Source organism: Chryseobacterium sp. W4I1, from assembly GCF_030816115.1.
Classification (GTDB): domain Bacteria; phylum Bacteroidota; class Bacteroidia; order Flavobacteriales; family Weeksellaceae; genus Chryseobacterium.
Window position 1 is genome coordinate 2353720 of the sequence record NZ_JAUSXQ010000001.1, and the last position, 26654, is coordinate 2380373.

Genomic DNA, 26654 nt, shown 5'->3' on the forward strand with positions numbered 1-26654 from the left:
AACCGTCCGATATCCCTGTTTTTAACTGTTAATCAAAACTAATTTTGTAAAAAAAAGATGTCACAGAAAAAATTAACAACTCCGTTTACAAATGAAAACATTTCCCTTTCAAACAGGGTTGTAATGGCTCCAATGAACCGCCGGAGAGCTGTAAATGGACTACCGTTACCATCCATGACCACTTATTATCAGCAAAGAGCCGGTGCCGGATTACTGATATCAGATAATATTGCTGTTTCTTCCAATGGCGGTGCTTATATGAATACTCCGGGAATATATCATGATGAACAAAAACTAGCCTGGAAAAAAATTGTGGAAGAGGTTCATCAAAAGGGCGGAAAAATATTTGCCCAGTTGGTACAGGCAGGCCGGGTAGGACATCCGGCTATTCAAAATAACGAGCCATTAATCGCTCCATCTGCCATAGCTGTCAACGAAACCATCCGTATTCCTGATAACAGCTATCAAAATATGACAATACCGATTGCTATAACCACTGAAGAAATTCCGGTTTGGGTAAATGTTTTTAAACAAGCAGCCATCAATGCAATAGAAGCAGGATTTGATGGAGTTGAAATTCATGCAGCCCATGGTTTTCTGATCGACCAGTTCATCAATCCTTTCAGTAATACCAGAACAGATGAATATGGCGGAAGCATTGAAAACAGAACCCGTTTTCTCTTTGAAGTCATACAGGAAGTAATTGCCACAGTTGGAAAGAACAAGATCGGAATAAGACTTTCCCCTTTCCGCAAAATTTATGATTTGAAATCTTATCCCGAAGAACTGGCAACCCACGAATATATTCTTGATGAATTGCAGAAGCTGGATATTCTATACATTCATTTTTCCAATGCAATAAGTGATGGGCAACCTTCAATCCCAATAAGTTTTTTGCGTAATGCAAGAGAACGTTTTAAAAATATAATTATGATTGCAGGCGGATTTACAGTAAAAACGGCTGAAGAAATTTTGCGAACAGGGCTGATTGATCTGGTTGCTTTTGGTAAACTGTACATTTCAAATCCTGATTTAACGGAACGTATAAAAAATGATTTTCCGTTGGCAGATTGGGATGAAGAAACTTTTTATCATGGTGGAGACAAAGGCTATATCGACTATCCGAGTGTCTCTTTCAGCAAGTGTACAGATTATTAAACAGGAAATCAACAGACATTGATTCATATTTTCAATTGTATAAATCCCCGGACAACTTTTCCGGGGATTTCGTCTTCAATCGGTTATGTCTTGCTTTTCTTGTTTAAGATTTTGTATTTAAGCTTTGAGGAAGGATTTTCAATTATAAGCCTATATAATAATCCTCCGGCAATGCACCCGAGAAGGCAAATCAAAAGACCGGTATTACCTGATGAATCTATACCCAACCATTCAAGAGCATTCTGAATCATGTGGATAATTCCTTTATGTGAAAGGTAAACTGCATAGGAAAGCCCTGCCAGCTGAGCAGTACAATATGATTTTGTCCTGAAAAGAAAAGAAGATCTTGAAACAGCTGACAACAGAATAATACCATAACTCACTGCTACAAAAGTAAAACCGAATATAGAAGCATGTTGCGAAACCTGATCATTGCAGAACCAAAATGTAATTCCCAGCATCATAATTCCAAGAATAAGAAGTCTGTTCCCATTATTATGGACTACATTTTTAAACCGAGAAGAATACTGCATTAAATAACCAACTATAACTCCCGTTGCCAGACTATCCAGACGGGTGTGGGTGGGATAATATATTTTCATATACCATGCTTTCCAGAAATCTTCAGTATCCAGAAGAGGAACAATATATACTTTCCATAGGATTAATCTGGCTGCTAAGGAAAAGATGATGAGAAAAACAGAAAAAAAGATGGTATATCTGATGACTTTTGCTTTTACCGCAACTAAAAGCATTAAAGGAAGGAAAAGATAAAACTGCTCTTCAATACAAAGAGACCATGCATGCGAAAATGTTCCCCGATGTATGATATCAAGTCCATAATTCTGGGTAAAAGTGATGAATTTCAAGAAAGAAGACAATGCCTCCCGTTCTCTGAAAAAGGGAAACAAAAAGTACACAGCCAGCGTAAAAAAATAAGGCGGAATGATCCTGAAAAAACGTTTGATAAAAAATGTCTTTAAGCTGATATTTCCACTTCTTTTAATTTCTGTAAACAGCTGACCTGATATCAGAAAGCCACTCAATACAAAGAAAAGATCCACTCCTGTCCACCCAAATCTTCCTATCGCATCAATCCAGGCGGGATGCTTAAATGCACGGTAATGATACATTAAAACCATTAGAATGGCCAGAGCTCGTAAATGATCTAAGCCGTAAAGTCTTTCAGAAGAATATTGGTCTGCAGGCATATTTTTTCTGCAAATATTATAAAACAATAAACCGCCTGAAGATCATCATTACAGAATACAGCGATTCGGATGCAAACAGCAGAAAATGCTGTCTGAACAGCAAAGCAGGTTTTTTATCACCAATTTGAGCCATTTCATCAAAATACTATAGTCTTTGTCTAAGGATTGTATATTTTTGATGGCTATGAAATTCGGAAAGGAAAATAATCTGAAGCGGAATATCTATTTCCAGCTGTTCTTCTGGACAGCTCTTTTTTTATTCGGAACAGTGAGAGGTTACGGAGATTTTAGTGATGAAATATCTGCTGAGATCATCATCTATAATTTCTGTCACTGGATCTTTCAGATCGCTGGAGCCAACTTCATCTACTCTATTCTGATCCGCCATTTTTTTGACCGGAAAAAATACATTGCTTTCTCAGTTTACCTTATCATCAGTTTGTATATCATTTCTGTGATGAATAGGATTTTTATCGTATATCTTGCGGAACCTTTTTTCATGGATGTGCCGAAAGACAGTCTGAACCGTATTTTCACTGACCTTGGTTATCTTCTGATCCATTATACGTTTACGATCATCAGCGGGACTTTTATTTTCATTTCCGTAATGTTTGTGATTCGATATCAGGACGAAAAAGAAAATACAATCAAACTGCAGAAAGAAAAGGCAGAACTTGAACTAAGGTCTCTTAAATCCCAGCTGAATCCGCATTTTCTGTTCAATACCCTGAACAATATTTACTCTCTTTCGCTCAGCAATTCTGAAAAAACTTCGGAATCTATCACCCGTCTTTCTGAAATTCTGGATTACATTTTATATAAAGGTCCTAACAAGGAAGTCCTGATATCCGAAGAGCTTAGCATTATTGATGATTATATGCAATTGGAATGTCTCAGATACAGTGAAGGAAGGTTGAAGATCAATAAAAAATCCGAATTAAATCCTGCCGCCACCATTCCTCCTCTGATTTATCTGACCTTGGTAGAAAATGCTTTTAAACATGGTGCAGGAAAGAATATGGAAACAACAGAGATAAAAATTGATGTCTCTTATGACAGCAGATACTCAGTTTTCAGGATTGAAAACACTTGTGAAAATAATGAAAGTTATAACGCAGATGGAATTGGGCTCAAAAATATTGAAAGACAGCTATGGCATTATTATCAGGATGATTTTATATTCAACGTTTCAAAGGAAAATCATATTTTTAAAGTTGAAATCAAAACCCCAGCCGCATTATGATTAATTGTATCATTGTAGATGATGAACCTCTGGCAGCCGCTCTTCTGGAAAAACATATTTCCAGCACCGGTCATTTAAAACTTGTAGGAAAGGCTGAACACGCAATGGATGCTTACCAACTCCTGCAGACAAGATCTGTAGACCTTATGTTTCTGGATATCCAGATGCCTCATTTAACGGGAATTGATTTTTTAAGATCACTGTCCAAGAAACCATCTACCATTTTCACGACGGCTTACCGGGATTTTGCTATTGAAGGTTTTGAACTGGAAGCGGTAGATTATCTTTTGAAGCCTATCACTTTTGAACGTTTTTTCAAATCTGTAGAGCGGGTTTTAAGAAGCAGAACAGATTCTCATCAGAATTTTATCATCATCAAAGCGGAAGGAATGAGCCGGAAAGTCCTGATCGAAGAAATTGCTTATTTTGAAAGTCAGGGAAACGATATCAAAACGGTCCTGATAAGCAATGAAAGTATGATGTCAAAGAATACAATGGCGGATCTCGAATCTGTTTTATCAGAAAAAGGTTTTGTAAGGATTCACCGTTCTTTTATGATCAATTCTCAGTTGGTTACTGCTTTTAATGCTCATGAAATAATGCTTGGAATTCATCAGATTCCGGTGGGAAGAAGTTATAAAAACGAGTTTGATGCTTTGGTCATAGAAATTTCACAACGCTCTATTAATCAGTAAAAACATGCCTCCTAGCTACGTCTGACTATAAAATACGCCAGCTCGCTATCGGCTCTTTTCAGATTATCAATGCGGCTGAAACCTGCTTTTTCCAGCACTTTCTGTGACCCAATATTATCCAGATCTGTCACCGCTACAATTTCATTTCCTTCAGTATTTAAAAAACAATAGTTTGTCAAGGCACGGCTCACTTCCGTTGCGATCCCTTTACCCCAATACTTTTTGCTCAGGGTATAACCAATTTCTATCTGGTCAGGTACATCTGCAAAATTCCTGGCAAGGCACATTCCTATAAAATCATTGCTTTCAACATCAAATATACCAAAACGTCCAAACGGTCCTTTGGTATAATCCTCAAGAGCTGCTTCAAACATTTCTGCATATTGTTCGGGAGAACGGTAAGGAAGGTATTTTGTAACCTCTTCATCTTCAAAAAGATCGCAAAATAGGTTTTGCTCTTCAGCTGAAAATTGACGGATAACAAAATTTTGATTCTGGTGTAAAATAGACATGTATAAAAATTTATAATAAATAAAATTACAAATTATATACGATAATTGCTCAAAGTAAATTCGATTGTGCTGATGCTTAAATGAAACGATTTCAACCTAAAATTTTTGTCCCTGGATCTGTAGAGGTATCCTATCTAAGATTAGGGACTGTACAAACAGACATACCTCAATTCTGCCCTCTTGGGACTGCCTCCTGATTAACTGTGGAACATTCAAGACTGTTCATATCTGGAAACAGACCCCGGAAGGCTGGAAGATTTCAAGGGTTGTGAGTTTATAGACATTAAATTTAAGTTAAAAATATTACTTTCTATAAATCAATAGATTACATTGGAAATAAATCTGATATAATCATTGTCATATATTTTATATTCTCTATTTGTTAAATTTCTAAAAAGTTTACACACAGATGATTTATAAGCTTTTGTACATTAAATGGAATGCATAAGATCAGGAGGCTTCGCATGATGGATATTAAAAAAAAGTGTTACTTTTGCTTGAACTAATAAAATTGTTTTGCAGCATTTTTATTAGTAATTTTAGTACACCAATTTTATAAAAACAATTAAATCCATCCATATGAGAAAAATAATTCTACTCATTACATGTATGTTCGGCGTTTCCGTTTTCTCACAGATCAAAGTGCTGAAAAATGAAAGCCTGGTGGAAATTGGCAAAGATAATTCCGTAGGTCTATATAAAAAAGAGGATAAATTTACCATCAATTATCAGGATCTTAATACGAGCAATCTGAATACCATCAGATCTTTTTCTTTTCAGAATCTGGACAGTGATGTATCCGGGCTTTACAAACTGATCATAGATGGTTTTATATCAACTCCTGACGAAAATATCATCCTGGAACTTCCCAATGATATCATTGAGCTTCACTATGAAAAAAACTACGGCCAGCCAACGGTTCAGTTCATCCAGTACATCAATAAAAACCGTAAATACGTAGGAAAATCTCAGTTTTTAAACAGAAAACAGGTTGAAAAAGTTTTTGGGAAAACCAATGGTAAAGCTGCCATGTATGAAAAACCGGGTACTATGCACCAGATCAATGGTACAAAGACCTCAAGCCAGGCCTCTACTGCTGCTCCAACATCAGGCAGCAGCAACAAAAACAAAAAATCAAAGAAATAACACGATTATTTTTCAATAATACTGAACTCATTCATCCGAATGAGTTTTTTATTTTTACTTTTGCATAAAGACATCAAGAATATGCCGCTTCAGATAATCAATTTAACCAAGAAATTTGGGGAACAGACTGCACTAGACAACATCAATATTTCTATTGATAAAAATGAGATCATTGGTCTTCTGGGTCCAAACGGAGCCGGAAAATCCACGCTGATGAAATCTATTGTCGGAGCCCTGAAAATTGATCAGGGCGAGATTATTTTTAACGGAATGAATATATCGGAGAATGAGATTGAAAGCAAGAAGAAAATTGGTTTTCTTCCTGAAAACAATCCTTTGTATCTGGAAATGTACGTGAAAGAATATCTGCAGTTTGTGGCAAACATTCATAAAATTCCTTCTGCCAGAGTGGATGAAGTGATTGAGCTGGTAGGAATTACTCCAGAAAGATCAAAAAAGATCGGACAGCTTTCAAAAGGCTATAAGCAAAGGGTGGGACTGGCACAGGCGATTATTCACCAGCCTGATTTACTGATTCTGGACGAACCTACAAACGGTCTGGACCCTAATCAGATTATTGAGATCAGAAATGTGGTAAAAGAGATCGGACAGCAGAAAACAGTACTTCTGTCTACCCATATTATGCAGGAAGTAGAAGCTTTATGTTCAAGGGTCATCCTGATCCATAAGGGCACTATTCTGCAGGACTGCCCTATCGATGAATTTAAAGGCAGATTTGACAGCCTGGAGGAAGCTTTTGCAAGCTATACAGCCGTTTCATAATTTTTTTCAATGGAAATTCACATCACTCACGGACAGAACGTTATCAAAGTTCTGTACGATGGTTTTGCCAGCTGCTTAATCATCAAACGTCCTGTTGTCGTCAACTGGCCGGATTCCAGAGGAAGTGTGGGTGAATATTTTTCGGTATCAGAACTGTCTGAGGAAGAGAAAATAACATTGGCCGATAAACTTAATCGCTCACTTATTCATGGAACAGAATCTGAGATTATGTCTGGCATTGAAGATTTCCTCAGTCTTTTTGAAAATGGAATTTACCAGGTAAATCTGGGTACAATCCCGTTTGAAAATTCCAACTTTTATATGAGCAGGCCTGTACCTGAAGATGAAAATAATCCTGACAGCAGGAAATTTTCCGGCTGGTTCTACCCTTTTCAGGATTTTAATTATTTATATACCCTGGAGAGCAACAGTATCGATACAGACAGAGTGAAATATTACATGGATTTGATCAGAAAAGGCGGCCGGCCAAAACCCATTATATTGTATAGTCTCTCTAACCAGAATCCACAGATGAGCTGTGCCTTCGTACTAGATGGTCATCATAAAATTGAAGCTTACACAAAGTTGCAAATGGATATTCCTGCAGTATTTATTTCCAAAAACAGTGACGGTTACAGTACATCTTCAGAGTTGATGCACGGAGCACACGCCCTGCTTCATAATGTAGAGTTTGAACACCTTTTTCAGAATAATGATGACAATCTGCCCCATATTGATTTTCTTAACGATGAAGTACTGACTAATGCCCTAGACAGAATGCTGCGGGAATCAGAAAGAATTGACATTGCTATTATTGAAATCCTAATCAGGCATCACCAGTCCGGCTCTCCGGATGAAAGAAAATGGCTGGACAGACGACTTGAATTTTTAAGAGAAAACATCCACCTTAATCTTCTGAATGGCAAAAAAGGCTTAAACCTATATTTCCGTCAATATATAGAAGATTATAAGACCAATACCTGGTTTCTGAAAACACTTACCAATACAGCGGAACTCAATACATGGATTTATGAAACAATCCTAAAATAAGGATCAAATGGCTTTATATTTGATTGGAATGTACTACAACCAATAACTCATATTATAATGATCAAAAAGATTTTACTAGGTGCATTCTGCATCGCCCAGTTTTCTTTAGCTTACGCAAACGAAAAACGAGCTGTCATCAATAGTTCCAAGGTATCAGATGAGGTACAGCCATTTCAAAAGATCCCTAAAACAGTGATCATCAAAACAAAAAAGTTTAAGATCAGGATAGATAAGCAACCCAACGGAAAGTATCTTTACCAGTCATGGGCTGCCAACGCCAAGATCACTTCAAAACCGAGTATGATCATCAGTGATGGAGAACTGATTCCGGATGGTACAGGAGGAAATTACTATTTCAGCTTCATTAATAAGGGCTTTACTTATCAGGTATGGAGAAATTACCTCACGGATTCAGCTTCTAAGGCTCCTTATACTCTAAGTGTGAGTGATGAGAACGGTAATGAAGTTGTCAATCAGGATGGATTTGTAGTGAAGCAGTAGGAATATACTTATAACCTGCAGATTATTCAGATTTCCAGATCCATCAACGTCTGCGCCATCTATATAATCTGCGGGCTTTTGTAAAATCGAATTGAAAGCAAGAAGAAAAAGTATGAGTAAAATGAGCTTACCCTCTTTTTAAGTTCCGGACTGTCTCAATTCTGTACGGAAACGACTTCCCTCATAGCTTTCTTTCGCCGCTTTATAACCGATATTGAAAATCTCTTCCAGGCGGTCTTTACCCCGTTCAAAAGCTCCGTAAGAAGACAGTTTCTGTGACGTAATAAACCAGTCACAATATTCAAACTTCCCTTTCTCTATTCTGTAAGAAAGAAGATCATAGGAACGGGAAACAATGGCTTTAATTGATTTTAAATCTTTGATATTGGTATCGTGTGGCGGGGATACAAAAACGCCGATCAGCTTATCACATTCGCCCCTGATAATATCCGCCGGAAAATTATTCAGTACACCTCCATCACAATACATTTCTTCACCGATAATATAAGGTGTTGTCACTCCGGGAATGGAGCATGATGCAATAATGGCATCTACTACCTCAAAGTTGTCATCAAAAATTTTCTGGGTTCCGGAAACAAGTTCGGTTGCTACAATCTTCACTTCCTTATCCAGATCTCCCAGCTTCATATCGTGGAAAATAGGCTTCAGATAATTCCTGAAAATAATGGAAGAAACCAGTCCCGGCTGATTAAACGCAAAATGTTTCCAGTTGAAAAAATATACTGAATTGAAGAAATCCAGGATCTCATCCGGTGTTTTTCCTACAGCATAAAGACATCCAACAATAGATCCGGCACTGCAGCATGACAGCACATCAATCTCTATATTGTTTTCGTTCAAGAATTTTAGCACTCCTGCATGGGCAATCCCTTTGGTTCCACCACCTGACAAAACCAGCCCTGTTCTCTCAAAATTCATAGAATAAATGTAAGGAAACAGGGCGAGAAAATAATCGTAATTTTATTAATATTATATTAAAATTATTTCAAAAGATATTCCTGCATAAATCTGATCACTGCAAGGCGCTGAAAATCCACATTCTCTTTTTTTCTGAATCCGTGGCCTTCGTTTTTAGCTTCAAGGTACCATACCGTTTTACCTTGTGCTTTCAGCTTATCTCTCATCTGAACAGCTTCCGTAACAGGCACTCTCGGATCATTGGTTCCCTGGATAATAAACATCGGTTTCTTGATTTTATCGATATTGTTCAGAGGAGCAATTTTAGTAAAGAATGTTGCCATTTTAGGAATTCTTTCATCGCCATACTCTACCCTTCTGAGATCTCTTCGGTATTCTTCTGTATTTTTAAGGAAGGTATTGAAATCCGAGATTCCTACAATATCCACGGAACATCTGATCTTATTGGCATATTCATAAGCTGTGGCCAATGTCATAAAACCACCGTAGCTTCCGCCCATAATCATAATTCTGTCTTTATCCAGCTCGGGTTGTTTTGCAATCCAGTCCAGAAGGCTTCCAATATCTTTCACGGAATTCATTCTGAGATCCCAGTTATCAGCGGCAATAAATGTCTTTCCAAAGCCTGAAGAACCTCTTACATTAGGATAGATCATGGCAACGCCCATTTCATTGGTAAAATAGTTTGAAGAGCCTATAGACGAAGCCATAGACTGTCCTTCCGGACCACCGTGGATATTAATAATCACGGGTCTTTTTCCGGTAAATTTAGGTGCTGCCGGATAATAGAATCCCGAGATCTTCATTTGATCAAAACCTTTCCATTCGATCAGCTTTGGAACGGACATGTCTGATGGCTGCATTTCGCCCTGCTCACTCTCGGTCCATCTTTCGATATCCTTACTCACCAGATCCATTTTATAGACATCCGAACCTGAATCTGCTGCAGATCTTGCAAAATAAAGGGATCTTCCGTCATTAGAAAACTTCACTCCTCCGATCAATCCTACCGGGACCTGACTTACAGGCTCATATTTTTTAGAATCTGCATGCAGTATGTACAGCTTGTTTATTCCACTTTCATTGGTCACAAAAGCAATTGTAGACCGGTCTTCAGAAATATCGTAGTTTTCTACATTCCATGGGATAGAGGTAGTAAGATATTCTGTCTTTTTGTTTTTTAAATTTAAAACAGCCAGTCTGCTGAATTCATTATTTCGGTCTGTGATGTAGAAAATTTCATCAGGATTTTTGCTGAAGGAAGCATTTCCCTGTACTATTCCTTTTTCTTTTCTGTCAGTAATTGGTTCCAGCTTTTTTGTTACTGTATCATACATGTACAGGTAGGAATCATTGGCAGAAACATATTCACCTATCAGTAATTTCTTTCCATCGTCTGAAATGCTGTTGATGCCCCATCCACCGCCTTTCAGCTCCAGAATCATTTGTGTATTTTCCGGTTTTAAAGGATCCATATAATAAATATCTCTGTCGCCTCCGTTTCTTTTCGTCGATGAAAAGTAAAATCCTGAACCGTCTTTCTTCCAGATAACGCCACCATTTTGGGATCTTCCGCCATCAGTGAGAAGTTGAGACTGTAAAGTCTTCAGATCAAGCTTAAAAAGCTGACCGAATTCATTTCCTCCTGTATCTTTTGTATAAATCAGATATTCTCCTTTTACAGGTTCATAGGATGCTCCATTAACGGGTTCATCAAAGAAAGTAATCTGTTTTCTTGCTCCCAGCGGTACAGCAATTTTATGGAGTTGGTTGGTAGAAGCAAAACGGGTCACTGCAATGATCTCTTTGCCATTGGGATGAACGTCTGCAAGGCCTGCATTTCTGTTTTCCGAATATTTTTTTATCGCCTGGTTAAGGCTTTTAGGAATAGGCAGGATATTTTCTGCAATAAGATTCTCATTGGGGCTTACCCATTCATTCTTGTCCTGCGCAGAAAGTATTCCGGCTAATGAAAGAGCAAGAATAATATATTGTTTTTTCATTTTTTAATTTTGCCTGAATTTACAAAAAACCACAGAAAAATCTGTGGCAATTATGTATTGATCCGTAAAAACTTCAGGTTATTTTCATCTGTAATTTTAATATACTTCAGATCATTGGGTTCAATCCATCTTTCATTTCCCTGCTCATCTTTCATTTTCATTTTAAATAAAACGGTAGCGAAGTAGTATTTTTTATTGGTGAATTTACCTACGTTTCTGACCTTGGCTTTTATGTATCGTTAGAACTTTTCAGAACATACTGGGCCGGAAAAAATCCCTTTAATTTCTTTTTCCTGGGAAAAGATGAGAATAGAGAACAGGGAAAATAATAAAATAATTTTTGCTTTCATAGTGAATGATTAAAAGCCCAGATTAATCTGGGCTTTTAAATATTTGTACTGTTTAATTGTATCAGTTTAGATGTGGATCACTTCACCATAAGCTGCAGCTGCTGCTTCCATGATCGCCTCAGATACTGTAGGGTGTGGGTGGATAGATTTGATAATCTCATGACCTGTAGTTTCTAGTTTTCTGGCCACTACGGCTTCTGCAACCATATCTGTAACTCCTTCTCCAATCATGTGGCATCCTAGCCATTCACCGTATTTAGCATCAAAAATAACTTTGATAAATCCGTCTGTATTTCCATTAGCAGTAGCTTTACCACTTGCAGAAAGAGGGAATTTACCTACTTTGATTTCGTATCCTTTTTCTTTAGCCTGCTTTTCTGTAAGACCTACAGAGGCTACTTCAGGATGACAGTAAGTACATCCAGGAATATTGCCGTAATCAATCTTTTCAACATGCATTCCTTTGATCTTTTCTACACAAGTGATTCCTTCAGCAGAAGCAACGTGTGCTAAAGCCTGAGTAGGAATAATATCACCGATAGCAAAGTAACCCGGAACTGAAGTTTCGTACCATTCGTTGACTAAAACTCTTCCTTTATCTGTCTGGATTCCTACTTCCTCCAATCCTATATTTTCAATGTTTGCAGCAATACCTACGGCAGAAAGTAAAATATCAGCTTCAAGGGTGATGTTTCCGTTTGCTGTTTTTACAGTAGCTTTTACACCTTCACCGCTTGTGTCAACGCTTTCTACTGATGCATTAGTCATAATCTCGATACCTGTCTTTTTAAGAGATTTTTCTAAGTGCTTAGAAATTTCTTCGTCTTCTACAGGAACGATATTTGGCATGAATTCTACAACGGTTACTTTAGTTCCCATTGTATTATAGAAGTCGGCAAATTCTACCCCGATAGCACCTGAACCTACCACGATCATAGATTTCGGCTGCTCAGGAAGAGATAATGCCTGTCTGTATCCTATCACTTTTTTACCATCCTGAGGAAGGTTTGGCAGCTCTCTAGAACGTGCTCCTGTTGCAATAATGATATTTTCTGCTGCATATTCAGTCACCTTACCGTCTTTATCTGTAACAGAAACTTTTTTACCTTTCTGAACTTTAGCAGTACCCAGGATCACATCGATCTTGTTCTTCTTCATCAGGAATTCAATTCCTTTGCTCATTTTGTTGGCTACTCCACGGCTTCTCTGGATCACGTTTGGAAATTCAAAACTTGCCTCCACTTTATTCAGACCATAGTCTTCAGCATGGTTGATATAATGAAAAACCTGTGCAGACTTCAGTAAAGCTTTCGTAGGAATACATCCCCAGTTCAGACAGATACCTCCTAAGTTTTCTTTCTCGACAATTGCAGTTTTGAAACCTAATTGTGCTGCTCTGATCGCAGTAACATAACCGCCAGGACCGCTTCCGATGACAATGATATCGTAGTTCATTATTTTAAAAATTTTATGCGAATTTAAGGAAAAATATTGGATGTTCTATGTTCTGCCATTTCATATTTAACTGAACATTAACTTCATTTTACCTGCTGCATTATATCTTCACACGCCCAATTATCTTTTTTTAATAGAATCGTAAAAATTATCTGAAATTTTTAAATTGAAGCTGAAAATAAAAAAGCCGTTTTCACCTTGTGAAAATGGCTTTTTTATTTGTTTTTAATGTGTCGTTTTAAAAAGATCCGGGATTACATTTTCTTAAGTAATCTTTTCTCGGTTCGATATCTTTCATTTAAAGCTTTCATCTGATCTCTCTTCATCTTTTTGGTGGCAAGCGGATGATTTAAAATCAGTTTCTTTTCTATATTATATTTTTTGTCCAGCTCACGCGACTTAACACTGACCAGTTCACTTTTGGAAGGATGTGGGGGAGCCGGTGGTCGTTTCTGGGCATTCACACTCATCGATAAACCTAATAACAATACGGTTGATATAAAAAACTTTTTCATGACATTTACTTTTTATGAATGATTGTAAAATGATTAATTAGTATCTATTCAATTCATTCAGGTTTTGCAGTGAATATTACATATATCATACCATAATTTTATCATATTCAATTCAGACTTTCAGACAAACCGAAAAAAAGCAATCTTTAAATTTTTACATAATTAAAAAATCATCTAATATATTTCTTTGTATTCACTTTAATTTCAGAGCCTTCTGCAAGCATTACTGAAACAGGAGTCTGCCCGTTCAGAAACTCAAATTCTTCTCCATAAATGGCACTGAAATCTATATCCAGCTGATAATCTTTAATCTGATAATAATTCCATTTCGGGTGACAGACTTCATATTCTGAGGTTTTATTTTTTCTTTTGGTGAAACCGAAATAATGTTCTGTAATGAATTCAAATTCCGAATCATTTTCCATTGGTATTGCATTAGAGTCGGCTGTGATCCTAAGAGAATGCCACCTTTTGTCTTTCCAGGAATATTTAACGGTCAGTTTGTTTCCGTTCATCTGGATAACATTATTCATAGGCATTGTTTTGTAGTTCTCTTTATAAAATGTATTGGCTACAAAGCTTAGCGCGTATTTAGGAACAATCTCTCTGATAAAAACCACTCCTCTTTTCCAAGTATTTTTTTCTTTCTTTTTAACATAAAATCTCAGATTTACTTCTTCAAAATTTCGGTAAAAAGGAATTGAAAGATTCAGTAATCTGGTATTTAAAAACATAAATCCAACCAAACTCACATAGCACTTTCCTTGGTAGAAGTCGAATTCCGTACCTTCAGGAAGATATTTCTCCAAAATTTCAGGATCTATTTCATAATTGATGATGGCCAGCTTCCGCCATTCTGCTTTCAGGAAGTTCATTTTTTTGTTGCTTATTTTTTCGAGGTATGAGGTAGGCGCTGCTAAAAATCTGGTATAAATTGTAGCCATTATTTTAATTTTTAAAAGTTTGGGAACTCGTCAATAGAAATCTATTCTAAGGAAAGCTTCCAGACTATAAATTTTTAAAGGTTTAAAAAATCTCCTCTTGTTCTTTTATTCTGAAATTTGAAAGTGAAGTACATCCAAATTTTAAAGATTAGTGTTTTCATGTTGAATGAATTTTTCTTTATTTATGGCATGTTTACGCTCTTTCAGAAACAGAAGTAGGTTCAGAAACATCATCAGTCCGAGATAAATGAAAAGCCTCCGATCTTTTTACTCAAAGCAACCACAAGTCTTTCTACGGTTTCAATCTGAAAAAATTCAATGATGCATAACGCAAATCCAATATTCAGAAGGCAAAAACCAATTTTAAAGAGGGAATTCGTAGCCATTGCAATGTCTTTTTTCTGATGAAAAATATCGATCATAAATGTTTTTGAATTTTTGAACAGAAATAGGGAAACCAATACGGTAAGACTGATTACGATTGGCAAGTAGATCATATACGCTGAAAAATTGTAGTTGGTAGTTAAAACGGTTGTGATCATAGCTGTATTATTTTAGGGTTAGTTTATTTCTTAAAAAATAAAGGGTAAAAATGTTCATATAATGCAGTACACAAAGAATCAATGCTATATATCCGATACGGACGGCAGAAACTGCAATAATTTCTTCGATAGAATTTACAGGATTCCAAAATGCGAGGTTGACTGCGATATAACCCAGATTTAAAAGGTAATAGCATCCTAGAAGTATCCTGTTGATGGTAAGACACATTTCTGCATCATGAATAAGATATTCCAGATAAGATTTCCCAGCCTGAAAGCATCTTCTCCCGACATCTATCGTGATGTAAAAACTCACGGTAAGGAAAATAATGTAGGATATGATATTAAACATCTTATAAATATTATATTTTCAGTAATTTTTGAAAATTAAATTCAAATAAAAAAGGATGATATCCTCTTCTATTTTAACAGGTTGGTAATTTTTCCTACCAGCCAGTGATCATCACTTTTAATGGCCAAATCCATAATATTGTTGATCTTTCCTGTCACAGAACTGAAATCACTCATCAGTTTGATGAATTCTTTCGCTTCTTCAGAGTCATTATCTTCAATGTTCTTTAACTCTTCCAGAAAAGAAATCACAGGTTCTATTTCTCTTTTTCTGCGTTCCTTAGTGATCTGCTTAAAGAGATACCAGACATCTTTTTCTGCAATAAAATATTCTTTACGGTCTCCTTTTACAAACTCTTTTTTTACAATTCCCCAATCTATCAAAGCCCGGAGGTTCATATTGGCATTTCCTCTTGAAATCTCCAGCTGCTCCATCACCTCATCGGTAGAAAGTGGTTTTCCGGTAGCCAGAAGCAATGCATGGACCTGTGCCATTGTCCGGTTGATTCCCCAATTGGTCGCGAATGTTCCCCACGTTTGGATATACTTTTCTTTTGCTTCTGAAAGTTTCATTGATTGATTTTCTTTTATTTCTATAACAAATATAATTATATTTTTTGAATTTTCAATAATTTCTGAAAGTTAATTTTAAATAAAACAGACATTATTTTAAAATGTCTGTTTCCATATTATTTCTGAATAGATTTGTATGATTCTATCAATCTGATAAACTCAGATCTGTATCCTTCTTCATCTTTATTTTTGCCTTTTTTTGCAAGGCTTTCAATGCTGTTGAGGTCTTTTTTATCAATCAGTTTGGAATCTCTCAGGACCAATCCGAACCATGCAACCGATGATGCAAATTTGAAATCACAGGGCTTGCGGATTCTATAGATTCATCAGAATTTTTGATAACCTGATTGATCTCAACACTTTTGTCTTCATCAGGTTTTTTATATCTGAATTTTACTATACCCAATTCGTCTCCAAAGTTCTTGGAATTCGAAGTTGTTGAATATTTCAATTTAGTTTCTTGGGGGGCAAAGACTGATTTCACGTTTGCAGGGATAATCTCATATAAAGCCGTTACGGTGTGTCCGCTTCCTAATTCTCCCGCATCGATCTTATCATTGGTGAAATCTTCGTTTCTCAGCTTCCTGTTTTCATACCCGACCAGACGATAAGAACTTACATATTTAGGATTGAATTCTATCTGGATTTTCACATCTTTGGCAATAGCATACATGCTTCCTGCAAATTCTTTTCCGAGGAATTTATTAGCTTCCTGCATATTATCAATGTAAGCATAGTTCCCATTTCCTTTATCAGCTAATGTTTCAAGCGTATTATCTTTATAATTGCCCATCCCAAAACCAAGACAGGTAAGGAAGACTCCTGATTTTCGTTTTTCTTCAATCAGAGTTTTTATATCAGAAGAAGAGGAAGCTCCAACATTGAAATCTCCATCTGTAGCGATAACTACACGATTGTTACCATTTTTAATGAAATTTTCCTGAGCTAGTTTGTAGGCAAGTTCTATTCCTGCTCCGCCAGCTGTGCTTCCACCTGCCTGTAAATTGTCCAGTGCGGAAATTATTTTTTCTTTTTCTTTGGCGGAAGTCGGTGAAAGAACCATTCCTGCACTTCCTGCATAAACTACAATTCCTACTTTATCCTGTGGTCTAAGCTGATCTAACAATACTTTGAAAGATGATTTGAGAAGAGGAAGCTTATTCGGTTCATTCATAGATCCGGAAACATCAATAAGGAATACCAGATTGGAGTTGGGAAGATTATCCGTCGGGATATTTCTCCCTTGAAGCCCTATTTTTAAAAGCTTATGACCGGGATTCCACGGAGTATCGCTATATTCGGTATTGATTGAAAATGGTATTTTGTTTTCAGGCTGAGGGTAATCATACTTGAAATAATTCATCATTTCTTCAATTCTCACGGCATTTTTATCTACAGTTTGCCCGTTATTAATCATTCTTCTTATGTTGGAATAGGCAGCATTATCCACATCAATAGAGAAAGTAGATACCGGCTGGTTTTTTGTCAGCTCAAACGGGTTTTCTACAAACGCATCGTAGCCTTCATTATCTGAAGCAGAATTCTGTTTATATGAATTGATAGTTTGTTCTATCTCCTCCATTCTTTTCTTTTCCTTTCTGGAAAGTCTTTTCGTCTTCACTACAATGATTCCGTTAGCTCCTTGGCTTCCATACAATGCCGACGCAGCAATTCCTTTTACAACTTCTATGCTTTTAATCTTTTTAGGATTTAACGTCTTGAAATAATCATGGTTCGCTATTTTACCATTAATAACGATTAACGATTCATTGGTCCCACTGAGGCTTCGCATCCCTCTTATAACAAGTTGATTATTGTTACTTAAATAACCATTATTTACCGCATTAGAACTATTTTTAATCTCATTATTCTTTCTTCTTTTAGTTCCAAATGCTTGTATTTGGACTCCCATCACACTTCCTTGAAGTGCCTGAGTAACGGTATTTGATGCAATATAATTGGACTGTATACTCACAACACTTGAGGTATAGTCCTGTTTTTTTTTAGGCGTAAATCCTGTTAAAACAACTTCCTCGATATTCTGTGTTGCAGTTGTATCTTTCCATTGCCCGCCCCTTCTTGGCAAAGCCGGGATATCAACAGTATTCTTCTTTTTGATATAATATTCACCCGTTGAGTAAGTACTTTTTCTTGAAGCATAGATTTCATCATTCTTATTAACAGCTATAGTTTCACCCATACTTTCAGGAACTTTTATAGCTTCACTTTTTGCTAAAACAGGTCGTTTTTGAGACGATTTCCCAGCTTCAGCCTCTTTTTCAATATTAGATTTAATTGTACTGTCTATCGTGTGGATATTATTTTTCTCAGGGTGGTTTTTAGTTCTGTTCTCTACAATTAAAGGTTTTAAATTTTCAACAGTTTTATCTTTATTGATAAAATAAAATGCACCCAATCCGATTATTAAACTTGCCGCAACTCCATAGGGAAACCAAATTGGCAGTGCTCTCTTTTTCTCTTCTTTTTTATCTAGTTTGTCTTCAACTTTAGCCCAAACTTTATCAAAACCCGGAAAAACAGCCGGCTCTTCTGAAAGCTTAGAAGCATCATTGAATCTTTTATCTATATCTTGATTATTTTCCATTGCCTAAAGTTTAAATGTTTTGATTGATCAAAAGTTCCTGTAATTTTTTCCTTGCGAAATTGAGCTGGGATTTGGAAGTCCCTTCACTTATAGAAAGCATAGAAGCAATTTCTTTATGTGGATAGCCCTCAATTGCAAATAAGTTGAATATTGCTCTGCAGCCTTCAGGAAGAAAATTGAGCAGGCTAAGGATATCCTTCTCAAACGAAATGCTTTCTGACAAGGTGCCGGATGTTTCTATAAAACTGTCGTCCATAGAAACAAACTGCGCTTTGGCAGCTCTCAGTTTTTGAAGACATTCGTTGACGGCAATCTTTTTTGCCCATCCTTCAAAAGTGTCCAGATTTTGGAGCTGGGTGATCTTTGTGAATATTTTGTAGAAAGTATCGGCCAATACTTCTTCAATATCTTCATCGTTTTTGAGATAGCGTCTGCAGACTGAATACAGCCTGCCGGCCATCTTCTCGTAAACTTTCCGCTGGGCACTGCGGCTGTCACGTTGGCATTCTATTAGTAATTCTCTTTCCATAGTCAGGCTTTATACTTGTATAGATGCATTAAATTTTAAATAGGTTGGAAACATTTATTTTTTTATTCAATAAAGAAAAGAAAGTTAAGCTGAAAATCAGTGAATTGATCTTTTGACACTGATAATTCTCCGATTTTTTCACTTTCAAATTTAACTTTTCCCTTTGTAACAAATCTTTAATATGAACGACTATTCGTATAAATAATCTTTTTACAGTAATGAAAAATACCAAAATTGCCTCATTACTTTTTGTTTTGTCTGCAGGAAGTATGATGTTTGCCCAAGATGACTTGATCAACAAATTAAAGAACAATCAATCTCAAAATGCTAATTTTCAGTTCACGGCGCTAAAAGACGTTGGAGCTACCTCCGTAAAAAACCAGGGTTCATCGGGAACTTGCTGGAGTTATTCCGGAAACTCATTCCTGGAGTCTGAAATGCAGAGAATGGGTAAAAAACCTGTAGATCTTGCTGAAATTTTTACAGCGAGAAATTCTTACCACGATAAAGCTAAGTTATATGTCCTTAACAACGGTGCAATCAGCTGGGGTGACGGAGGCGAGCTGCATGATGTTGTTAATATGTACAAAAAATACGGCGCAGTACCTCAGGATGTTTATACAGGACTGAAATCGGGGCAGAGCCTTAATAATTTCAAGGAGATGCAGGGAAAACTGAAACCGGTTCTGGACAGTCTTGTTCAGGCAGGTTCAAAAGGACAGCTTACAGACAACTGGATGGATTCTGTAGATGCAATTCTTGATGAATATTTAGGAAAAGTTCCTGCTAATTTTACATATGAAGGAAAAAACTACACGCCTAAAACTTTCGCTAAAGAAGTGGTAGGAATCAATCCTGAAGATTATATCGAGATCTCATCTTACAAAGATTATCCATATTATCAGAAATTTGTAGTTCCCATCCCTGATAACTGGAGCCATGATTCTGACTGGAATGTTCCAATGAAAGATTTGACAACCATTATTGACAATGCTGTAAATAAAGGATATTCTGTAGGTTGGGCAACAGATGTTTCTGAACCTTATTTCTCATACAAAAATGGTGTGGCGTATGTTCCTGATATGGATCTGAGCCAGATCACTGCTGAAAACAAACAGACTTTGTTCACGGAGCCTAAAAAAGACAAAACCATCACGGAAGATATGCGTCAGAAAGCATTAAACAACCTTTCTACAACGGATGACCATGGTATGCACATCGTAGGATTAGCTAAAGACCAAAGTGGTAAGGAATATTATATGGTTAAAAACTCCTGGGGAGTAACCAATGATTTTGAGGGCTATTTATATGTAACAAGACCTTATGTGGAGTACAAATCAACTGCAATCCTTGTTCATAAGAATGCAGTTCCAAAAAGTATTCTAAAACAACTGAAACCTACTAAAAATATCGGTTTATAATGAATCACTGTTGCCATTAAGGTAATTTTAGATATTTAAATCTGTTAAAACTGCGCTCCAATTGATTTGGAGCGCAGTTGTTTTATTATGTCTTATAATTATTTGTTAAATTATTACACAATATGGTGAAAATATTATATTTTTAATGATCAACAAATTATCTAATATGAAAAACCTAAAGAAAATAACAAACCCTGAGCTAAAGAAAATTAATGGCGGAAATGCACCTGAATGTCCGGAAGGAACAACAGCCTGCTATATCCCACCCAAAAATGGTTTTCCTTCACGATGGAGGTGTATTTCTGTTACCACGGAATGCCCCGATTAACCTATAACCGAAACCCGCTTTCAGAAATTATGAAAGCGGGTTTCTTAAATAAATAGGTGAAAATTAAATATAAATTAAAGAAAATTGTAATGTAATTATGATGAATAATGAATTAACTCTGCTGTCAATTTTTTACTATACCCCATTCACTTGCGAAGCAAAATTAACCATTCACCATTCACTTTAATATAGTTTGGCCATACTTTCAGCTGAAAAATCCAACAGCCCTTCAGTATTTCCGTTTTTTATTTTTTGTACCCATTGAGGATCCTGTAAAAGTGCACGCCCTACTGCGATAAGATCAAACTCCTCATTGTCCAGTCTTCTGATAAGATCTGTTAAATCAGCCTTTTCTGTTCCCTGTCCTGCAAAAGCACCCATGAAATCTCCTTTTAAACCAACAGAACCTACAGTAATTGTTGGCTGCCCTGTAATCTTCTTGGCCCAGCCAGCAAAATTCAGGTCAGAGCCTTCAAATTCAGGTTCCCAGAAACGGCGTTGCGAGCAATGGAAAATATCAACTCCGGCTTCTTTTAACGGCAATAGCCATTCTTCCATTTCCGCTGGAGTCATAGCCAATTTGCTGTTATAATCCTGCTGTTTCCATTGGGAAAGACGAAGAATAATAGTGAAATCCTCTCCTACAGCAGCTCTTATTGCTTTAATGACATCAACTGCAAATCTGTTCCTCTCTTTTAATGTTTTACCGCCATATTCATCCGTTCTCGTATTGGTTACTTCCCAGAAAAACTGATCAATCAGATAACCGTGAGCTCCATGGATTTCAAGGACGTCAAAACCCAGATCCTTAGCTGATTTTGCAGAAGCTGCAAACTGTGCAATCGTATCCTGAATATCTTCTAAAGTCATCGTGGATGCTTTCTCCATTGGAGCTAAAGGATAATCTTCGGATATTCTTGTATCTCCTACATGCCAGATCTGTGGGCCCATTTTACCACCATTCTGATGAACGGCATTGATTACGTTTTTCCAGCCTGCTAATGCTTCATTTCCATAAAAATCAGGGATATTCTGCATGTTTTTGGAAGCAGTCCTGTTGATAACTGTTCCTTCAGAAAGGATCAATCCAACGTCGGCCGCAGCTCTTCTTGCATAATACTCGGCAATATTTTGAGTAGGAACTCCATTATCAGATTGTGCTCTGGTCATAGGAGCCATTACAATTCTGTTTTTAAGTTCCAGATTCTTGTAAACAAACGGTTTAAATAATGATTCTGTGCTCATTTTTAAATTGATATTTTATAATTGTTACACAAAGTAACTAATAATAGTTCGTTTTTGTATCTTTTGTTGAAAAAATAGTGGTAACTTTGCAGTAACTTACATTAGTAACTTAAAAGTAACAGATATGAAACAAAATGAACTGATGCAATACAGCTGTCCACTGGGCAAAGCAATGTCTGCTCTGGGAAGCAAATGGAAACCAATTATCGTTCTGGTTATTAAAGACCGAAAGCTGCGTTTTGGGGAGCTTGCCGTAAGAATTAATGTCATCTCCCGAAAGGTGCTTACAGATCAGTTAAGAGAAATGGAAGCTGATGGATTGGTGATCCGTGAAGAGTTTAAGGAGCTTCCTCCAAGAGTGGAATATTCGTTGACAGAAAAGGGATTGGCGTTGTTGCCTATTTTGTATCAATTGGAAGAATGGGAGACGAAATATCATATTTATGACCCCAATAAAGCAAAGGATTGTAAAACTCTTTTGGAAGAGAAGAAAATAAAAAAGGCTGTTGTTTAATCGTATTTTATCTTAAAAATTATAAATTTCCTGATTCCCAATTTTTCCAATTATTATTAGATTTTAAAATTAGCTTCCAATAAGAAGTATTTTTAGTGATTAAAACTTGAGAAATAAGTTTATACGTTTCCTGCTTACTTGGCAGAACACTTGGATCATAATGAAAAGTATCAATTGTCAACAATTTTTGAAGATTTTTAGGAATGCATTTCTTTATTTCATCTTCAGTCGCAGAGATTAAGCTTGGATTTGTTTCGTGGAAATATCTTATTAAATCACCAAAGCTTATCAATTTTTTGGGGTTATCAAAATCTCTTAATCTAACTCCTACTTTTTCATAATCTTTATAATTACTATTAAATATAATTAATTTAGAATGAACTTTAATTGCCTGAACATTCTCTCCAACAAGTTCAAAATTCTCCATATCAGTAATGCCTTGCTTATTTTCAATTCTTGTATATTCGTCACTATCAATTAGTACAATGTTACTTGCATTTGTAATATAATTTCTTTCAGGATATTTATCAACTGGATAATCAATACAGTTACCAATATAATCCAATTCTATTTCAGCTGTTTTAGCTCTATTTTGATAACCACTTTTCTCAAAAACAATTGCCCATCGTTTTTCATCAGCATACAAATGAATTCGGCTTCCTGCAGTTTCACAATAACCATGCTCTAAATCAAGAAAAAAATTATACTTAATATCTTGTGGTCGAACTTTTGGATAATATTTAGTTGGTAAGCCTGTGAAAGCCATATCTAATTGTTCTAAAATTTCACTTTCAGTATAACTCGTTTGTAATTTGCTAAATTGTTTATTGCATGAAGCCAAAGTAAATAAAACGATAGTAATTGATATTAATTTCATAAAGTTATCATCAGTATTTCAGGCTAATTTAACAAAAAACCGCTTCCCAAAGAAAGCGGTTCAATTTTATCTAAAATCACAATTAAAATATCGCAGGATATTTCTGTGGATTGGTTTCATTAAACATGGCGTAAATCTTTTCAACCATATCATCTGAAGATGGCTTACTGAAGTAATCTCCGTCACTTGCATACGCAGGTCTATGATCATTGGCCGCGATAGTCAACGGATCTGAATCCAGGAATCTGAATGCTTTTTGTTTTTCTAAGATCTGCTGAAGGATAAACGCTGAAGTTCCACCTTCCACATCTTCATCGATTACGACTAATCTGTTGGTTCTCTTCACGCTTTCAGCAATTTCATTCGTTAAATCGAAAGGAATTAATGACTGAACATCAATAACCTCCGCAGAGATTCCTAATTTTTCCAATTCTTCTGCTGCATCCATCACTACTCTCCAGGTAGAACCGTAAGTGACCAAAGTAACATCTTTTCCTTCTTTAGTTACTTCAATTTTTCCTACAGGCACAGTGAATTCACCTAAGTTATCAGGCTGTTTTTCTTTTAATCGGTATCCGTTCAAACATTCAACGATCACTGCTGGATCGTCACTTTGAAGCATGGTATTATAAAATCCGGCTGCTTTTGTTAAGTTTCTTGGTACCAAAACCAGAATTCCCTTGGAAAGGTTTAGAATTCCTGCCATTGGAGAACCTGAATGCCAAACACCTTCCAGTCTGTGGCCTCTCGTTCTGATGATTACCGGAGCTTTCTGACCTCCTTTTGTTCTGTACTGAACCGTCGCCAAATCATCACTCATTCCTTGAAGACAGTATAAAATATAATCTAAATACTGGATCTCAGCAATAGGTCTCAAACCTCTCATTGCCATCCCGATACCCTGACCGAGAATGGTAGCCTCACGGATTCCGGTATCTGCCACACGGACATCACCGTATTTTTCCTGCATCCCTTCAAGTCCCTGGTTCACGTCACCTATATTTCCGGCATCTTCACCAAATACTAAAGTTTCAGGATATTTCTCGAAAATTCTGTCGAAATTATTTCTAACCACTACTCTTCCGTCCACATCTTCAGAACTGTCAGAATAGACAGGCTTAATCTCTTTCACATTTTCAGCTTTCCACTGAGACTGTGAATATAAATGGGAAGAATAGTTATCTTTTTCTACTTCAAAAACTTCATTGTACTTCTGCATCAATTGGGTTCTCTCTGCAGAATTTGTTCCTCTTGTCATCAATAAAGCTTTTCTTGCTAAATGGAAAATATCTTTTTTAGCCTTAGAAACCAATTTACTGAACTGAGCAATATAGCCTTCGATCTCAGCATTCTGACTTTTAAGGTTTTCAATCAATGGTAAAACAGACTGAATAAGATCCGAAATGGTTTTCTGATAGTTTTCCCAAGCGTTTTTCTGCCCGGCTTTTGCTATTTTTTTAGCTTCGTCATCTATCGCATTCAATTCTTCAGCTGAAGCAATAATTTCTTCTTTCCCTTCAATTTCAATTGAATAGTTCAAAATCCATTCTCTGAATTTCAGTAAACCATCAAACTGAGATTCCCAGGAAAGGCGCTCTTCATTTTTATATCTTTCGTGAGATCCTGAAGTAGAGTGACCTTGAGGTTGTGTAACTTCAATCACATGAACCACTACAGGAACACTTTCCATTCTTGCAAACTGCTCTGCTCTTGCGTAAGCATCCAATAATGCAGGATAATCCCAAGCTTTCACCTGGATGATCTCACATCCCTGGTTCTCACCTTCTTTTCTTTGGAAACCGCTTAGCATTTCAGCAATATCAGCTTTTGCTCTCTGATTTTTCGTAGGAACCGAAATTCCGTAACCATCATCCCAGATAGAAACAATCATAGGAACCTGAAGTGCACAGGCTGCATTCAGAGTTTCCCAGAAATGTCCTTCTGCTGTAGATGCATCACCAATCGTTCCGAAAGCAATTTCATTACCTTCTTTAGAGAATTTTTCAGACCCGTCAAATTTTACACTTTTATACACTTTAGAAGCCTGAGCCAATCCTAATAGTCTCGGCATCTGCCCTGCTGTAGGAGAGATATCGGAAGAGATATTTTTCTGGGCTGTAAGATCTTTCCAGCTTCCGTCATCATTTAAACTTCTTGTTGCAAAATGCCCGTTCATCTGTCTTCCTGCCGAAGCCGGCTCTCTTTCAACACTTGTATCTGCATAAAGCTGTGCGAAAAAGCTTTCAACCGTTAAAGCATCTACTGCTAATGCAAAAGTCTGATCCCTGTAATATCCTGAACGGAAGTCCCCATTTCTGAAAACTTTCGCCATGGCCAGCTGAGGAAGTTCTTTACCATCCCCAAAAATTCCGAATTTAGCTTTTCCTGTAAGTACTTCTCTTCTTCCAAGATAAGACATTTCGCGTGATATCCTTCCTAACCTGTAGTCTTCAAGTATCTGATTTTTAAAATCCTGGAAAGAAATTTGCTGTGTTTCAATATAGGTTGTCTGCATAGCTAGATATAAAAGTTTTTATTCTTCAAGTATGGCGCTAATATACAATTTTTAAACTAATTTTAATTTTCAATAATTTTTTTTAAAAATTTGATAATAAATAAATAGTGTTTTATATTGTAAAAAATTGTAAATGATGGAAAAAAAATCACCTCATATCCTGAATGCATCGAGCAATCTTTTAGGTTTTTCCCTGATTATCATCACGTCACTTAAAATCACAAAAATGAGTGCCCATACCCATCTTGATGAGTTTGCAAGTCTGGCGTGTCTGCTGTTTGCCTGTAGCTGCTTTTCTTCGTTTCTGGCGATCAGGACAAAGAATGAAAAGCGGGAAACGAAATATGAGACTATTGCGGATTATCTATTTTTAATCGCTTTATTTTGCATTGTTTTAGCAGTTGTCATTGTGACTGTTAAAATAATTGATTAAAACTATAACCTAATAATTTTAGTTTACAAAATCTTTTATTTTTACCTTTAAATAATCACATTTTAATCCTTATTAAAGAAAATTAATAAGCTTTTTTATACAAAATTAAATCTATAAAAAAGAGAATTCCGTCATGCAGCCTGTATTTTTTCTACAAAAATTTAATCTTAAAAATAAAAACCGGAATGCAGTAACACATTCCGGTTTTTTATTTTG

The 26654-nt window shown here is 36.4% G+C and carries 27 protein-coding genes; 11 read left to right on the forward strand and 16 right to left on the reverse strand.

Annotated features, from left to right (window positions below):
- The first annotated feature begins 57 nt into the window (after window positions 1-57).
- Window positions 58-1158 (forward strand): alkene reductase, encoded by a 1101-nt coding sequence (locus tag QF044_RS10950; protein WP_307266948.1) that lies wholly within the window; start codon window positions 58-60, stop codon window positions 1156-1158.
- Window positions 1159-1241: 83 nt separating this feature from the next.
- Here the strand turns inward: QF044_RS10950 and QF044_RS10955 are convergent, their stop codons facing one another.
- Window positions 1242-2369: an acyltransferase gene (locus QF044_RS10955; protein WP_307266950.1), complete on the reverse strand. Its 1128-nt coding sequence runs from the start codon at window positions 2367-2369 to the stop codon at window positions 1242-1244.
- Between the two features lie 184 nt (window positions 2370-2553).
- On the opposite strand from QF044_RS10955, the gene QF044_RS10960 reads away from it, so the two are divergent.
- Both QF044_RS10960 and QF044_RS10965 read left to right on the forward strand, forming a co-directional pair.
- Entirely contained in the window at window positions 2554-3612 is a 1059-nt protein-coding gene (locus tag QF044_RS10960) for a sensor histidine kinase (protein ID WP_307266952.1), read from the forward strand.
- The gene (locus tag QF044_RS10965) at window positions 3609-4307 is read left to right on the forward strand and encodes a LytTR family DNA-binding domain-containing protein (protein WP_307266954.1); all 699 of its coding nucleotides are present in this window, start codon (window positions 3609-3611) and stop codon (window positions 4305-4307) included. The genes QF044_RS10960 and QF044_RS10965 overlap by 4 nt, the downstream gene beginning before the upstream one ends.
- A gap of 11 nt (window positions 4308-4318) precedes the next feature.
- Here QF044_RS10965 and QF044_RS10970 read toward each other — a convergent pair whose 3' ends face one another.
- Entirely contained in the window at window positions 4319-4819 is a 501-nt protein-coding gene (locus QF044_RS10970) for a GNAT family N-acetyltransferase (RefSeq protein WP_307266957.1), read from the reverse strand.
- A gap of 579 nt (window positions 4820-5398) precedes the next feature.
- Here QF044_RS10970 and QF044_RS10975 point away from each other — a divergent pair.
- The 4 genes from QF044_RS10975 (at window position 5399) to QF044_RS10990 (ending at window position 8299) form a co-directional block, all read left to right on the forward strand.
- Entirely contained in the window at window positions 5399-5965 is a 567-nt protein-coding gene (locus QF044_RS10975) for a hypothetical protein (RefSeq protein ID WP_307266960.1), read from the forward strand.
- A gap of 81 nt (window positions 5966-6046) precedes the next feature.
- On the forward strand, window positions 6047-6748 hold the full coding sequence (locus QF044_RS10980; protein ID WP_307266962.1) for an ABC transporter ATP-binding protein: 702 nt from the start codon (window positions 6047-6049) through the stop codon (window positions 6746-6748).
- 9 nt (window positions 6749-6757) lie between these two features.
- Entirely contained in the window at window positions 6758-7798 is a 1041-nt protein-coding gene (locus tag QF044_RS10985; RefSeq protein WP_307266966.1) for a hypothetical protein, read from the forward strand.
- A 57-nt stretch (window positions 7799-7855) separates the two neighbouring features.
- Complete coding sequence (locus QF044_RS10990) at window positions 7856-8299, forward strand: hypothetical protein (RefSeq protein WP_307266967.1); 444 nt, start codon at window positions 7856-7858, stop codon at window positions 8297-8299.
- 138 nt (window positions 8300-8437) lie between these two features.
- On the opposite strand, the gene QF044_RS10995 is transcribed toward QF044_RS10990, so the two are convergent.
- From QF044_RS10995 to QF044_RS11040, 11 genes are all read right to left on the reverse strand, one after another.
- Complete coding sequence (locus tag QF044_RS10995) at window positions 8438-9238, reverse strand: patatin-like phospholipase family protein (RefSeq protein WP_307266971.1); 801 nt, start codon at window positions 9236-9238, stop codon at window positions 8438-8440.
- Window positions 9239-9300: 62 nt separating this feature from the next.
- Entirely contained in the window at window positions 9301-11241 is a 1941-nt protein-coding gene (locus QF044_RS11000) for a prolyl oligopeptidase family serine peptidase (protein ID WP_307266974.1), read from the reverse strand.
- Between the two features lie 416 nt (window positions 11242-11657).
- Window positions 11658-13046, reverse strand: coding sequence for a dihydrolipoyl dehydrogenase (gene lpdA / locus QF044_RS11005; RefSeq protein ID WP_307266976.1), 1389 nt, complete (start codon window positions 13044-13046; stop codon window positions 11658-11660).
- Window positions 13047-13300: 254 nt separating this feature from the next.
- Window positions 13301-13561, reverse strand: a complete 261-nt coding sequence (locus QF044_RS11010) for a hypothetical protein (protein ID WP_307266978.1) — start codon at window positions 13559-13561, stop codon at window positions 13301-13303.
- A gap of 170 nt (window positions 13562-13731) precedes the next feature.
- Window positions 13732-14505 carry a YqjF family protein gene (locus QF044_RS11015; protein WP_307266980.1) on the reverse strand — a complete coding sequence of 258 codons (774 nt, stop codon included), beginning with the start codon at window positions 14503-14505 and terminating at the stop codon, window positions 13732-13734.
- Window positions 14506-14738: 233 nt separating this feature from the next.
- Entirely contained in the window at window positions 14739-15047 is a 309-nt protein-coding gene (locus tag QF044_RS11020; RefSeq protein ID WP_307266982.1) for a hypothetical protein, read from the reverse strand.
- A 7-nt stretch (window positions 15048-15054) separates the two neighbouring features.
- A complete protein-coding gene (locus tag QF044_RS11025; RefSeq protein ID WP_307266984.1) occupies window positions 15055-15399 on the reverse strand; it encodes a hypothetical protein in 345 nt (114 codons plus the stop codon).
- 68 nt (window positions 15400-15467) lie between these two features.
- A complete protein-coding gene (locus tag QF044_RS11030; RefSeq protein WP_307266985.1) occupies window positions 15468-15971 on the reverse strand; it encodes a GbsR/MarR family transcriptional regulator in 504 nt (167 codons plus the stop codon).
- A gap of 116 nt (window positions 15972-16087) precedes the next feature.
- A complete protein-coding gene (locus tag QF044_RS21590; protein ID WP_373462622.1) occupies window positions 16088-16234 on the reverse strand; it encodes a YfbK domain-containing protein in 147 nt (48 codons plus the stop codon).
- A complete protein-coding gene (locus QF044_RS11035) occupies window positions 16225-18576 on the reverse strand; it encodes a von Willebrand factor type A domain-containing protein (RefSeq protein ID WP_373462623.1) in 2352 nt (783 codons plus the stop codon). Before QF044_RS11035 ends, QF044_RS21590 begins: the two co-directional genes overlap by 10 nt.
- A gap of 10 nt (window positions 18577-18586) precedes the next feature.
- A complete protein-coding gene (locus tag QF044_RS11040; protein WP_307266988.1) occupies window positions 18587-19105 on the reverse strand; it encodes an RNA polymerase sigma factor in 519 nt (172 codons plus the stop codon).
- 218 nt (window positions 19106-19323) lie between these two features.
- Here QF044_RS11040 and QF044_RS11045 point away from each other — a divergent pair, with 218 nt between their 5' ends.
- Window positions 19324-20526 (forward strand): aminopeptidase C, encoded by a 1203-nt coding sequence (locus QF044_RS11045; protein ID WP_307266991.1) that lies wholly within the window; start codon window positions 19324-19326, stop codon window positions 20524-20526.
- Between the two features lie 166 nt (window positions 20527-20692).
- Window positions 20693-20854 carry a hypothetical protein gene (locus QF044_RS11050; RefSeq protein ID WP_307266994.1) on the forward strand — a complete coding sequence of 54 codons (162 nt, stop codon included), beginning with the start codon at window positions 20693-20695 and terminating at the stop codon, window positions 20852-20854.
- Between the two features lie 183 nt (window positions 20855-21037).
- Here QF044_RS11050 and QF044_RS11055 read toward each other — a convergent pair whose 3' ends face one another.
- The gene (locus QF044_RS11055; protein ID WP_307266996.1) at window positions 21038-22099 is read right to left on the reverse strand and encodes an NADH:flavin oxidoreductase; all 1062 of its coding nucleotides are present in this window, start codon (window positions 22097-22099) and stop codon (window positions 21038-21040) included.
- 124 nt (window positions 22100-22223) lie between these two features.
- Here QF044_RS11055 and QF044_RS11060 point away from each other — a divergent pair, with 124 nt between their 5' ends.
- Window positions 22224-22613, forward strand: a complete 390-nt coding sequence (locus QF044_RS11060; protein WP_307266999.1) for a helix-turn-helix domain-containing protein — start codon at window positions 22224-22226, stop codon at window positions 22611-22613.
- 19 nt (window positions 22614-22632) lie between these two features.
- Here QF044_RS11060 and QF044_RS11065 read toward each other — a convergent pair whose 3' ends face one another.
- Together QF044_RS11065 and QF044_RS11070 are read right to left on the reverse strand one after the other, a co-directional pair.
- Window positions 22633-23490, reverse strand: a complete 858-nt coding sequence (locus tag QF044_RS11065) for a hypothetical protein (protein WP_307267002.1) — start codon at window positions 23488-23490, stop codon at window positions 22633-22635.
- 82 nt (window positions 23491-23572) lie between these two features.
- Window positions 23573-26005 carry a thiamine pyrophosphate-dependent enzyme gene (locus QF044_RS11070; RefSeq protein ID WP_307267004.1) on the reverse strand — a complete coding sequence of 811 codons (2433 nt, stop codon included), beginning with the start codon at window positions 26003-26005 and terminating at the stop codon, window positions 23573-23575.
- Window positions 26006-26138: 133 nt separating this feature from the next.
- Here QF044_RS11070 and QF044_RS11075 point away from each other — a divergent pair, with 133 nt between their 5' ends.
- Entirely contained in the window at window positions 26139-26438 is a 300-nt protein-coding gene (locus QF044_RS11075; RefSeq protein WP_307267006.1) for a hypothetical protein, read from the forward strand.
- Window positions 26439-26654: the final 216 nt, after the last annotated feature.